The sequence below is a fragment of the Caballeronia sp. Sq4a genome, from assembly GCF_023170545.1.
Taxonomy (GTDB): domain Bacteria; phylum Pseudomonadota; class Gammaproteobacteria; order Burkholderiales; family Burkholderiaceae; genus Caballeronia.
In genome coordinates, this window is sequence record NZ_CP084250.1 from 2071921 (window position 1) to 2084826 (window position 12906).

Annotated in this window: 9 protein-coding genes and 1 other RNA gene; 6 read left to right on the forward strand and 4 right to left on the reverse strand. The window is 63.2% G+C overall.

Features of this window, described 5'->3' with window-relative positions:
- Nucleotides 1–25 precede the first annotated feature (25 nt).
- The 3 genes from serC to gyrA all read right to left on the reverse strand — a co-directional run bounded on the left by serC (nucleotide 26) and on the right by gyrA (nucleotide 4742).
- Nucleotides 26–1108 carry a 3-phosphoserine/phosphohydroxythreonine transaminase gene (serC, locus tag LDZ24_RS09890; RefSeq protein WP_248320304.1) on the reverse strand — a complete coding sequence of 361 codons (1083 nt, stop codon included), beginning with the start codon at nucleotides 1106–1108 and terminating at the stop codon, nucleotides 26–28.
- Between the two features lie 184 nt (nucleotides 1109–1292).
- On the reverse strand, nucleotides 1293–1901 hold the full coding sequence (locus LDZ24_RS09895; protein ID WP_159838093.1) for a DUF2059 domain-containing protein: 609 nt from the start codon (nucleotides 1899–1901) through the stop codon (nucleotides 1293–1295).
- 177 nt (nucleotides 1902–2078) lie between these two features.
- Nucleotides 2079–4742 (reverse strand): DNA gyrase subunit A, encoded by a 2664-nt coding sequence (gene gyrA, locus LDZ24_RS09900; protein ID WP_248320305.1) that lies wholly within the window; start codon nucleotides 4740–4742, stop codon nucleotides 2079–2081.
- Between the two features lie 662 nt (nucleotides 4743–5404).
- Between gyrA and ompA the strand changes: the two genes are divergently transcribed.
- The 6 genes from ompA (at nucleotide 5405) to LDZ24_RS27975 (ending at nucleotide 11533) form a co-directional block, all read left to right on the forward strand.
- Nucleotides 5405–6070 carry an outer membrane protein OmpA gene (ompA, locus tag LDZ24_RS09905; protein ID WP_248320306.1) on the forward strand — a complete coding sequence of 222 codons (666 nt, stop codon included), beginning with the start codon at nucleotides 5405–5407 and terminating at the stop codon, nucleotides 6068–6070.
- A 183-nt stretch (nucleotides 6071–6253) separates the two neighbouring features.
- Entirely contained in the window at nucleotides 6254–6952 is a 699-nt protein-coding gene (gene ubiG / locus LDZ24_RS09910; protein ID WP_175944635.1) for a bifunctional 2-polyprenyl-6-hydroxyphenol methylase/3-demethylubiquinol 3-O-methyltransferase UbiG, read from the forward strand.
- Nucleotides 6953–6956: 4 nt separating this feature from the next.
- The gene (gph, locus tag LDZ24_RS09915) at nucleotides 6957–7721 is read left to right on the forward strand and encodes a phosphoglycolate phosphatase (RefSeq protein WP_248320307.1); all 765 of its coding nucleotides are present in this window, start codon (nucleotides 6957–6959) and stop codon (nucleotides 7719–7721) included.
- Nucleotides 7722–7808: 87 nt separating this feature from the next.
- Nucleotides 7809–8166, forward strand: a transfer-messenger RNA (tmRNA) gene (gene ssrA / locus LDZ24_RS09920).
- A gap of 559 nt (nucleotides 8167–8725) precedes the next feature.
- Entirely contained in the window at nucleotides 8726–11140 is a 2415-nt protein-coding gene (locus tag LDZ24_RS09925; RefSeq protein WP_248320308.1) for an FG-GAP-like repeat-containing protein, read from the forward strand.
- 270 nt (nucleotides 11141–11410) lie between these two features.
- Nucleotides 11411–11533, forward strand: coding sequence for a hypothetical protein (locus LDZ24_RS27975; RefSeq protein ID WP_256465371.1), 123 nt, complete (start codon nucleotides 11411–11413; stop codon nucleotides 11531–11533).
- Between the two features lie 103 nt (nucleotides 11534–11636).
- Here LDZ24_RS27975 and LDZ24_RS09930 read toward each other — a convergent pair whose 3' ends face one another.
- Nucleotides 11637–12713: a glycosyltransferase family 4 protein gene (locus LDZ24_RS09930; RefSeq protein ID WP_248320309.1), complete on the reverse strand. Its 1077-nt coding sequence runs from the start codon at nucleotides 12711–12713 to the stop codon at nucleotides 11637–11639.
- Nucleotides 12714–12906: the final 193 nt, after the last annotated feature.

Below are 12906 nucleotides of genomic sequence, written 5' to 3' on the forward strand. Positions count from 1 at the left end.
TGCGGTTAGAGGAGCGACGGCGCGTTCACGCGCTCGTCCGCTCGAATTCCTTCATATAGTCGACGAGCGCCCTGACGCCCTCGACCGGCACCGCGTTGTAGATCGATGCCCGCATGCCACCGACGGACTTGTGGCCCTTCAGCTGCAGTAGCCCGCGCGCTTTGGCGCCGGCCAGGAAATCGGTATTGCGCGATTCATCGGCAAGGAAGAACGGCACATTCATGCGCGAACGATTCTGCCGCTCGACCTTGTTGACGTAGAAATCGCTGGCGTCGATGGTGTCGTACAACAGCTTCGCCTTTTCGACGTTGCGCGCTTCCATCGCCTCGAGGCCGCCCTGCTTCTTGAGCCACTTGAAGACGAGACCGGCCATGTAGATGGCGTACGTGGGCGGCGTGTTGAACATCGAGTTGTTCTCGGCGACCGTCTTCCACTCGAACGCGGACGGACAAATGGACAGCGCGCGGTCCAGCAGGTCTTCGCGCACCATCACGACCGTCACGCCCGCCATGCCGATGTTCTTCTGCGCGCCCGCGAAGAGCACGCCGAACTTGGCGACGTCCATCGGACGCGACAGGATGTGCGACGATGCATCCGCGACGAGCGGAATGTCGCCGAGATCGGGAATGTCGAAGGCCTCGACGCCGTCGATGGTTTCGTTCGTGCACAGATGCACGTAGGCGGGATCGTCCGACAGCTTCCATTCGCCGATGGCCGGCACGCGCGTGAAGCCTTGCTCCGTCTTGCCCGTGGCCGCGACGTGCGGCGTACAGTACTTCTGCGCTTCCTTGTAGGACTTCGTCGACCACGAACCCGTCATGACGAAATCCGCAGTCTTCTTCGCGCCGAGCAGATTCATCGGCACGATGGCGTTTTCGCCGATGCCGCCGCCCTGCAAAAACAGGATGCGATGCGAAGCCGGCACCTTCAGCAGTTCACGCAGGTCGGTGAGCGCCGCTTCGTGGATCGACATGAATTCCGCGCCGCGGTGGCTCATTTCCATCACGCTCATGCCGCTGCCGTGCCAGTCGAGCATTTCGTCGGCGGCTTGCCTCAACACTTCTTCTGGCATCGCGGCCGGGCCGGCGGAGAAATTGAACACGCGCATGTGGAATCCCGAATGGCAGGCGCGGCGTTGGGTCGAGTCGCTGAGTTCAGCGGATGACGCGCGCCTAAAAAGGAAATGGCTGCTTGTGCGTTTGCACAAACAGCCATTATCGCACTGTCCTGAAAACCCGCCAACGCGCGGGGCAGCGCGCCTCGCCGCGGGTTTTCCGGTTGTCACGCCGTGCTTACTTGCCCGGCTTGACGCTCGCCACTTCCTGATCCGCTTGCGTGCGGGTTGCCTTGATGGCTTGCGGCATGTACTTCTGCATCAGACCGTTGACGACGTCGCGGCCGACCTGATCTTGCACTTGAATGAACTTGCGACCCGTCGGGCTCTTGTAGAAGTTCGTCAGGTCCTTGATCTCGTCGGTCGAGTAGTACTTCGCGTACGCGTCGTACTGGGCCTTCATGGCGTCCTGGCGGAAGTTATCCGTGGCGAACACCTGGCCTGCCGAGTCCACCAGCTTCGGCACTGCGTTCTTCTGCAGCGTCGGGACAGCAGCCTGCTTCTGCTTGTCGTTCAGCGACTTGTTTTCCGACAGCGCGTCCGACAGGATGGCCGGAACGAGCTGCTTCGCTTGCATCTGTGCGCTGTTGCCGATTGCGCCGACGAGCTTTTGCGCGTCGATTGCGTCGAGCAGATCCTTGATCGCAGCTTGCTTGGCCGGATCAACCGGTGCTGCTGCGGCCGGCGCCGCCGCCTGGTTCGGCGCCTGGTTCTGAAGCGACTGAGCCATCGCGAAAGTCGGCACGAAAGCGGCCAGCAACATCCACTGCTTGAAACGTCCTTGCATCATTACTCCCTGTAAAAAATATTCAGTTCAGCACTCGCGACGAGCCTTGCACGTCCGCACGAGCGGCGCTCGCGTTCTCACTCGAGAAACGCAGCGCCGGCATGAGGCTCACGTCGCGCAGCTTAACCAATTCAGGCTTTCAAAAGCGATAACGAGAAACCGGCGACACAAAAAATATCAGGCGTCTTCGCCCGCGTCGCCATTTTGAGATTCGTCGGGCGGTGCGGCGGAAGCGTCGGCATCCGCGGCGGCATCGGCTGCGTCCGCTTCTTCGAGTTCAGCGTCCGCCTCGGCTTCGGCGATATGCTGCAGTCCCGACAACTTCGTGCCCTCGTCAAGGCTGATGAGTGTAACACCTTGGGTTGCGCGGCCCATTTCGCGGATCTCTGACACGCGGGTGCGAATCAGCACGCCCGACGTGGTGATCAGCATGATCTGGCTTTCCGAATCGACGAGCGTCGCGGCGACCACCTTGCCGTTGCGCTCCGATGTCTGGATCGCGATCATGCCCTTCGTGCCGCGGCCGTGGCGCGTGTACTCGTTGATCGGCGTGCGCTTGCCGAAGCCGTTCTGCGTGGCCGTCAGCACCGACTGGTTCTCGCCGCCCGCCACCAGAAGCGCGATGACCTGCTGCCCTTCTTCGAGCTGCATGCCACGCACGCCGCGGGCTTCGCGGCCCATCGCGCGGACGTCGTTTTCGTCGAAACGCACGGCCTTGCCCGAGTCCGAGAACAGCATGACGTCGTGCGCGCCGTCGGTGATGGCCGCGCCGATCAGGTAGTCGCCGTCATCCAGACCGACCGCGATGATGCCCTTCTTCAGCGGACGGCTGAACGCTTCGAGCGGCGTCTTCTTGACGGTGCCGAGCGCGGTGGCCATGAACACGTACTTGTCCGCCGAGAATTCCTTGATCGGCAGAACGACGTTGATCTTCTCGCCGTCCTGCAACGGGAACATGTTGACGATCGGCCGGCCGCGCGAGTTGCGCGAGCCTTGCGGCACTTCGTAGACCTTGACCCAGTAGACGCGGCCGCGGTTCGAGAAGCACAGCATGTGATCGTGCGTGTTCGCGATGAAGAGCGTGTCGATCCAGTCGTCTTCCTTCATCTGCGTGGCCTGCTTGCCGCGCCCGCCGCGCTTCTGCGCGCGGTATTCGGAAAGCGGCTGCGACTTCACGTAGCCGGCATGCGACATGGTCACGACCATTTCCTGCGGCGTGATCAGGTCTTCGGTATTGAGCTCGGTCGCGTTCATTTCGATGCGCGAGCGACGCTCGTCGCCGAATTCCGCGCGCACCTGGCCGAGTTCTTCCACGATCATCTGCCGGATGCGTTCCGGCCGCGCGAGAATGTCGAGCAGGTCGGCGATCTGCGCCATGACCTCGCGATACTCGCCGACGATCTTGTCCTGCTCGAGGCCCGTCAGGCGCTGCAGCCGCATCTGCAGAATTTCCTGCGCCTGCACGTCCGACAGCTTGTACAGGCCGTCTTCCTGCAGACCGTAAGCCGGATTAAGCCCTTCCGGACGATACGCGAGGCGCCCGCCCGAGGCTTCAGTCTCCGCGCGCGTCAGCATTTCGCGCACGAGCGACGAGTCCCACGGACGGTTCATCAGCTCTTGCTTCGCGATAGGCGGCGTGGGCGCAGCCTTGATGATGGCGATGAACTCGTCGATGTTCGCGAGCGCCACGGCGAGACCTTCGAGCACGTGACCGCGGTCGCGCGCCTTGCGCAGTTCGTATACAGTGCGCCGCGTCAGCACTTCCCGTCGATGCGACAGGAAGCACTCCAGCATTTCCTTCAGATTCAGCAGCTTGGGCTGACCGTCGACGAGCGCGACCAGATTCATGCCGAACGTGTCCTGAAGCTGCGTCTGCTTGTACAGGTTGTTCAGGACGACTTCGGGCACTTCCCCGCGCTTGAGCTCGATCACGACGCGCATGCCGCTCTTGTCGGATTCGTCGCGAATGTCGGAGATGCCCTCGATCTTCTTCTCGTTGACGAGTTCCGCGATGCGCTCGAGCAGCGTGCGCTTGTTCACCTGATACGGAATTTCGTCGACGATGATGGCCATGCGCTGGCCGCGGTCGATCTCTTCGAAGTGCGTGGCCGCGCGCATGACGACGCGCCCGCGCCCGGTGCGGTAGCCGTCGCGCACGCCGGCCACGCCATAGATGATGCCGGCGGTCGGGAAGTCCGGCGCGGGCACGATCTCGATGAGCTCGTCGACCGACGATTCGGGATTGTTCAGCAGATGGAGGCAGGCATCGACGATTTCGCGCAGATTGTGCGGCGGAATGTTGGTCGCCATGCCGACCGCGATGCCGGCCGAGCCGTTGATCAGCAGATTCGGGATTCGCGCCGGCAGCACGAGCGGTTCGTTTTCGCTGCCGTCGTAGTTGGGACCGAAGTCGACGGTTTCCTTGTCGATGTCGGCGAGCAGCTCGTGGCCGATCTTCGCCATGCGAATTTCGGTGTAGCGCATGGCCGCGGCGTTGTCGCCGTCGACGGAACCGAAGTTGCCCTGCCCGTCCACGAGCATGTAGCGCAGCGAGAACGGCTGCGCCATGCGGACGATGGTTTCGTACACCGAGGCGTCGCCGTGCGGATGGTACTTACCGATGACGTCCCCGACGATACGCGCCGACTTCTTGTACGCGCGATTCCAGTCGTTGTTCAGTTCATGCATCGAGTACAGCGCCCGGCGATGCACCGGCTTCAGGCCATCGCGGACATCGGGAAGCGCGCGCCCGACGATTACACTCATCGCGTAATCGAGATACGAACGGCGCATTTCCTCCTCGAGGGAGATAGGCAGAGTCTCTTTGGCGAATTGATCCATTATCCGTGTCTTGAACTGTGCAGCAGCGACACGGCAGCGCGTTCGTGAGTTTCGCGACACCCGCCAGCCGGCCGCGCGACTTGCGCCGGCCAGGCGCGTAGCCGGCGTACGCTGCGGCGCTGCGAACGCAGCGCATCGCGAGATTCTACCATGCGGCACCTTCGCGTCCGGCGAGGTGCGTATACATAGTGTTGGTGCGCCGTCCGTGCGGCGTCGCAGGCATTCTGAACGGCGTCAGGCTGTACCAATTACTTACAAAAACTGGGGAACGATTTCCGTCAATTGGTCATCGAGCCGGGCTATCATGCCGCCTCAGCGCTTCGGCAACGGCGAAGCGGCGGCGATAAAAATGCGCGGGAAACGCCGTTTAGGCACGCGATATGCGCAGGTTCGGCGCCTTTGTGGCGCGGGGCCGGCTCCTGTCCCTTTCTTGTTGCGGAGGCACCACATAAGGTTGCGGCCGAACTGGGTGCGGGGATATTTTTATCGTTGCAAGGGAACGATATGGCAAAATGCCAACGCACAAAGTTAGACACTGCTCGAAGTCTATACAAAGCGTTTTGTTCCGCAGGGGAATGTTATACTTCGAGCAATGTATGACCTGTCTTCGTCTACAAGGCTCGCAGTAAACCTGCGGTAATCTCAATTTCGAGAGGAGAAATATGAATAAACTTTCAAAGCTCGCGTTCATTGCAGCTACCGCAGTTATGGCTGCATCGGCCTCGGCGCAATCGGTGCCGGCCTCGCGACAAGCCGTCAATGACAACTGGGTGAATGGCACGGGCGAGTATGTGTGGATGAACGGCACGAACGAACTGTGCTGGCGCGACGCATTCTGGACGCCGGCCACGGCTAACGCGAAGTGCGATGGCGCACTGGTCGCGCAAGCCCCGGCTCCGGCAGTTGCTCCGCCGCCGCCGCCCGCACCGGCTATCACCAGCCAGAAGGTTACGTACCAGGCCGACGCCCTGTTCGACTTCGACAAGGCAGTCCTGAAGCCGGCCGGCAAGACCGCGCTGGACGATCTCGCATCGAAGATCGGCGCGCTGAACCTCGAAGTCGTGGTTGCAACGGGTTACACCGACCGCATCGGTTCGGACAAGTACAACGACCGTCTGTCGCTGCGCCGTGCGCAAGCTGTCAAGGCGTACCTGGTCAGCAAGGGCATCGAAGCCAACCGTATCTACACGGAAGGCAAGGGCAAGCGCGACCCGGTCACGAAGGGTTCGTGCACGCAGCGCAATCGCAAGCAACTCATCGCCTGCCTCGCACCGGATCGTCGCGTGGAAGTCGAAGTTGTCGGCACGACGCGTCAGCCGCAACAGTAAGCTCTGCCGGCTTGCCGCAGACTCGAACCCCCGCCTCGGCGGGGGTTTTTTTATGCCCAACGGCGGCGCATTCACGAAGTTTCTTGCTGCATGCCACCGCGGAACGCGCCGTGCGTTTTGCCCGGTCTGTTGACCGCCTATATACTCGACCCTACCGATTCACGTTTAGCCAAGGTCCTCCTCATGACGAATGTCGATCCCCACGAACTGCAGAAATTCAGCGATCTGGCGCATCGCTGGTGGGACCCGAACGCCGAGTTCAAGCCGCTGCACGAGCTGAATCCGGTGCGGCTCGACTGGATTGACGCGCACGCGCATCTGATGGGCAAGCGTGTCCTCGACATCGGCTGCGGAGGCGGCATCCTGTCGGAGTCGATGGCCACGCGCGGCGCAACGGTGAAAGGCATCGATCTGTCGTCGAACGCGCTCGGCGTCGCGGACCTGCATAGTCTCGAAAGCGGCGTCGAGGTGGCGTACGAGGAAATCTCGGCCGAGGCGCTCGCCGCGCGCGAGCCGGGCTCGTACGACGTCGTGACCTGCATGGAGATGCTCGAGCACGTGCCGAATCCCGCTGGCACCGTCGCCGCGTGCGCCGCGCTCGTCAAACCCGGCGGCTGGGTGTTCTTCTCTACGCTCAACCGGAACGCCAAGGCGTATCTCTTCGCCGTGATCGGCGCCGAGTACATTGCGCGGATGCTGCCGCGCGGCACGCACGATTACGCGCGCTTCATCAAGCCCTCGGAACTGGCGACGTTCGCGCGCACGGCGTCGCTCTTGCCGGTCGACATCAAGGGCATCACGTACCGGCCGATCTCACAGCACTTCGGCCTTTCCAACGACACGAGCATCAACTACATGATGGCTTGCCGTCGGGAAGCGTGACGCCATGACTCCGGAAGAACAAGACGAAACGGGCATCGTCCAGACGAAGCCCCTGCCCGACGATCCCACGCCGCAGCCGCAACGCGCGGCCGATGGCCGCTCGCTCGGGCTCTGCCAGGCGGTGCTGTTCGATCTCGACGGCACTATCGCCGATACCGCGCCGGATCTCGTGGCGGCCGTCAACAAGATGCGCCACGACCGCGGGCTCGAAATGCGTCCGCTGGAGGCGCTGCGGCCGTACGCATCGGCGGGCGCGCGCGGCTTGCTCGGCGGCGCGTTCGAAATCGGGCCGGAGCACCACGAGTTCGCCTCGATGCGCGAGGAGTTCCTCGCCAATTACGAGGCGGACCTCTGCATCGAAACGACGCTGTTCCCGGGCATCAGCGAATTGCTGGACGAGCTAGACGCGCGCGGCGTGCGCTGGGGCATCGTCACGAACAAGGTGACGCGGCTCGCCGCGCCGCTCGTCGGACTGCTCGGGCTCGATACGCGCGCCGGCTGCCTCGTTTGCGGCGACACGACGCCGCATTCGAAGCCGCATCCCGCGCCGCTTTTGCACGCTGCGGATTTGCTCGACGTCGCGCCGGAGCGCATCGTCTACGTCGGCGACGACCTGCGCGACGTTCAGGCCGGCTTCGCCGCCGGCATGATCACGGTCGCCGCCGCGTACGGCTATTGTGGCGACGACATCCCGCCGCATCGCTGGCACGCGGATCACGTCGTCGAATCAACCGAGGAGTTGCAGCTGCTGCTGCGCGAGATCCCCTGACGGCGCGAGCGCGGACGGCGCAGGCTCTTGAAAAAAGCCGCGGTTCGCCTCATACAGTATTTCGTGGGATAATCTCAGTTCCGCTTTGGGGGCGACCTGGTTTCGACAGGGGTTGTGAAGCGGTCAGGGCATACCGAGGACCCGTCACCTCGTTAATCAATGGGAAAAACGTAACTGCAAACGACGATACGTTCGCACTGGCAGCCTAAGGGCCGCCGTCCTCTCACTAATTCGCTGACGGGTTAGGGTAGCAATACCGCGAGAGGTCATATACGTCAGATAAGTCTTGGTGGCGTCACGACGCCAAGATCGAAAATTTAGTGAATCGCCGTAACGCAGCGTGTTCGTCCGCGTCGTTGCGGTTAAATCAAAAGACAGAACTAAGTATGTAGAACTGGTCGTAGAGCGCTTCTGGACGCGGGTTCGATTCCCGCCGCCTCCACCACCCCATTTCGAAACCCGCGATCGCGCAAGCGTCGCGGGTTTTTTGTTTGTGCCTTAGCGTGCGTGCTGCCTCTGTCTCATCGCACAGGCGAAAAAAAGCCCCGCGCGAGGCGGGGCAAACATCCTTGAGAGACATAGCTGCGGCAGAGACGACGCGAGCTACGGGCCACAGAATAGAGGCCGCGGTGCGCGCTTCGTATCGGAGCCGTCCGAATCTATTGCTGCGCGTCAGCCATCTGACAATCAGCGCACGCTTCCCTTTGTTCCGCTTACATGACTGACCTCGGTCAACAATCCTGGCGCGGAGACGGATGCGGAGGTCGTTCTCCGACAAATCCGATTTTTCTCCTAGCGCCGCGACATTAACCTTTTCACGCTTCTCGTTCTCGTGGACGGGAAGCCATTCCAAGTACTTTAGCCTCGCCATTCGGCGAGGCTTTTTTTCGTCGGATTGAACGCGCTTGTATCCGTCAGACGTGTTCGCTCGGCAACCGACCGTGCCGTCCGCGCGAAGGCAATCTTCTGCTTTATCCGGCGAACCGGCGCGTTGCGGGAGAAGCATGTATCGAGAAAGCGGTATCAAGAACATTCGAACGAGCGTGATGGCGCTCGTGTGGGCGATGCTCGCCCTGCTTCTTCCGATGGCCGCGCGGGCTGCGACAGCGACCGCCTCCGCCGATTGCCGCGCAGGCACGCTCGTCACCGTGGTGGCGCATCTGGATGACGACCTGCTCTTCGTCAATCCCGGCATCAGCGACAAACTCGACGCCGGCTGGTGCGTGACCACCGTTCATCTGATCGGCGGCGCGAACGGCGCCAAGTTCGACTACGTGCTGCTACGCGAGACCGGCACCAAGCTCGCCTACGCGCGAATGGCGGGCGTGCCGGACCGGTGGCAGGAATCGACCGTCATGCTTGCCGGCAAGCCCGTGCATCAACTGGTGCTTGCCGGACAGCCGCGCGTCAAGCTGCTCGAACTGCGGCTGCCGGGCGGCGGCGTGCGCGGCGGGAAAGTCCCGCTCGGGCTGCTGTGGGATCGCGGCCAGACGGTGACCACTTATCCGATGCAGTCGGACGGCACGGGGGCGACGACATACGACCGGGCCTCACTGTCCGCGACGCTGCGCGCGATTCTCACGCAGGCCACCGCCATCTACACGCTGAATCCGGACACGGTCGCGTTCATGGAGCACCCGGACCACATCTACGCGGCGCGCGTCACGCGCGTGGTCGCGCAGAGCCTCAAACGCGATCTGCCGATCGGCTATCACGTCACCTACCCAACCGGCGGCCTGCCCAAGAATCTGGACGCCGAAGAGACGCTGCGCAAGCGCGATGTCGTCGGCAGCTACTTTTCCGTTGACGGCAACGACGCCGGCCACGTCTTCGACGAATACATGTGGGACGGCAACTGGGTCGCTCGCCGCTACTGGAGCAGCGCCCGCGCGAACGACGCCGGCCCGGACTTCCAGCTGCGTCCGTTGCAGCTCGTCAACGAATATTCGAGCAGATGCCTGCAATCCGGCGGCGCGGGCCAGCCGCCGCGCCTTGGCGCGTGTTCGGGCGATGCATCGCAGAACTGGTTCTGGCAACAGTTGCCCGCGACGCCCGGCGAAAAGAACGACGCGCTGCTCGTGAACGCCGCCACCCACGCGTGCATCGCCGAACGCGATGCTGGGCTCGTCGAAGAGGCGTGCAACGCGAAAAGCGCGTCGCAGCGGTGGACGCCGTGGGACTTCGGCTTCGTCTACACGCCGCTCAATCACTGTCTGGGCGAGAAAAACGGCGCCGTGACCGCCGGGCGCTGCTCGCTGCTGACCGCCGAATACCGCTGGTCGCCGACGCCGCAGACCGTGTGGACCGATACCCGCCAGGAAGGCGCGCTTTACGGCGACGTCCGCGGCACCGGCCGCGACAGCGCCGTGTACGTGCAGCGTCGCAAGGACGGACCGGGGTTCAACGTCTGGGTCGCGGAAATGTCGCGCATGGATCAGGCCGCGCCGTGGTATCTGAACGCCGTGCCGTTCGATCCGCAGGCGAGCGCGCCGACCTGCGAGGCGGACACGCTCTGCTTCGACAGCGCGCGCTTTCTGCTGGGCGATTTCGACGGCGACGGTCGCGCCGATTTGATGGTGATCACGCCACGGAACGGTGGCACCGCGTTCTGGCTGCTCAAAAGCGCGGGCACGCGCTTCGAAGCGCCGCGACTTTGGTTCCAGACGAGCGCCGAATGGACGCCTGCCACCGCGCAGCAATACATCGCGGGCGATTTCAATGGCGATGGCCGCGCCGACGTCGCGATTGCACAGCAGCGCAAGGACGCAGGGCTGGATCTCTGGGTGCTCGCATCGAACGGAGCGACGGCAAGCGCCCCTGCGCTTTGGCTGAACGCGCCCGCGCTGTCCGCGAGCGCCCGCTTCGTGCCTGCGCGCGTCGCGGGATCGGAGCGCGCGGGACTCATCGCGATGGAGAACGTGAACGGCGCGCTCGCGCTCTCGCAACTGGCGAGCACGGGCGCTGCATTCGAAGCCAGCTACCGCACGAACGTGTACCCGCAACTGCGCGCCGCGTCCGTGAAAGTCGCGGCGGGCGATATCGACGGTGACGGCATCGACGATCTCGCGGTGCTCGCGCCACGTGGCGACTCGGCCAGCACGCGCGTCTTCGGCATCGAGGGCGGCAAGGTGTTCGGCCCGGCCGAGGAAGCCGCGACGCTGGCGGGCACGTCGTACGCCGATTCCATGCCGGCGCTGATTCGTCGCAACGATCACGACAACCACGCCACGCTGATCCTGTTCAGCCGCGCGAACGCGATTCTCAAGGAGTTCTATTACACCGGCGGCGCGCCGAGCTTATCCGGCTATGACGTCGACGCGTCGTTCAGGCTGGGGCCGGTGCAGATTTGGGGAGACTTGCCGGGGTTATATTCGGAATCGCTCTGGCTGAAGACGCTCGCTTACTGGGGCGGCAAATAGGACACGCGCCGCGCTTCTGGTTCGGGCGGCGCGTGGCGTCTCTCATCATTGGCGTTTCGCTTGCGCCCACGCGCATAATATTTGGCCGCGTTTGAGCCGTTCGTACTCCGATTCGTCTTGGCTCGAGACGCTCGCTTACTGGAGCGGCAAATAAAAACGCGACGCCCTTTCAATCGGGGCGGCGCGTGTTCTTCAAGTCTTGCCGTTTAACTAACGCCTACGCGAAGTTCAGCCGGACGTGCCGGAATTACATTGGAATCGCTATGGACCATGACGCTCGCATCCTGCGGCGGCAAACAAAAGCGCGCCGCCCTTTCGATCGGGGCGGCGCGTGATCTTCAAGTGTTGCCGTTCAACGGACGCCAACGCTCAGTTCAGCACGACGTGTCGTAACTGTACTCGGAACGGCGCTGACCCAAGACGCCCGCAGCAAAGAGGTGGAAAAAAAACGCGCCGTCCCGTGCTGCGGTCAGCGCGCTCTTCGCCCCCTCGCCCGTCAACCAAGCCCCACGCGCAAATCCAGCACATCGCGCGCAATCGCAAGATACCGATCCGCCGTGCTTTGCAGCGTCAGTCCTTGCAGCGGGCGCGTGGCGCGCGGCTGCGAGAGCGCATCGAGAAGCGCGCGGCCGTAGGCGGCGATGTCGCTCGTATCGAGCAGTTGCACGCCCGGGAAACCGCCCGCGAACGCGAACGACGCAATGCTGTTGCCCACCACTGGAATGCCCGACGCGAGCGCCTCCAGAAAGCCGATGCTGTGCGCTTCGAAGCTCGACGGCATGGCGAACACGCTCGACGCCCGCAGAATCTGCGCGACGTTTTGCTGCGGTCCCTGAATCGACACGCGATCCTTCAGCCCCAACTGCGCGACGCGCTCGACCACCGCCGCGTGATAGTCGAGGTTTTCGACGACGCCGCATAGCAGGAGCCGCGCATCGCGATCGGCGCAGGCGACGTGCGCGAACGCTTCGACCGTCTGCAGCTGATTCTTCTCGGGAATATAGCGGCCGACCTGCACGATCTGCTTATGCGCGACGGGCACGCGCGGCCCGGCATCGTCGGCGAAGCGCGAGACATCGACGCCGTTCGGCACCACGATCATCGACGGATGCAGGCCGATCTCCTTCACATAGTCGTCGATGTTCTTCTGCGATACGCCGATCACCGCCTTCGCGCGATTCGACAGCAGGCGCTCGGCGCGCATCAGCGCGGCATTGGCGAAGTCGTTCGCGCCCGAGTGCATGACCCAGACGATCGGCACGCGCGTCGGCAACGCGCGCACGTAAAGCGCCGGAATGGTCGCGTGCGCAAAGATGATGTCGGGCTTGAACGACCGGATCGCGCGATGCAGAAAGAGCAGCCGGCCCAGCTTCGTCGGATTCTTCGCCGGGAAGACGCACGAAACGCCGTGCGCGCGCAACTCTGCGCTAATGTGCCTGAAATCGTCGTGCTCGGGCATCAGCGAGGCGATCGAGACGCTATGTCCCGCGCGCTGATGACCGATCGCGACGCCCTTGGCGAGAACTTCCGCCCCCGAAAGGCGAGGCGCCAGTATGACCTGGAGAATTCGCATGCGTGCAGTCCCTCGGTGGTCCGAAGTGCGTTCGGGGCCACGTCTGCCCACGGTTGCGTGGCGTCCGTTGCTGCTTGCCCCACGCTGTCTCGCGTGGTTCGCGCAGCCGCGCACTTCCTGTTTTTATGGTTTTTAGGTCGGAGAAAAAACGGCCGTGCGCATCGAACTATCGCTCGATGACACGTCGATCAAG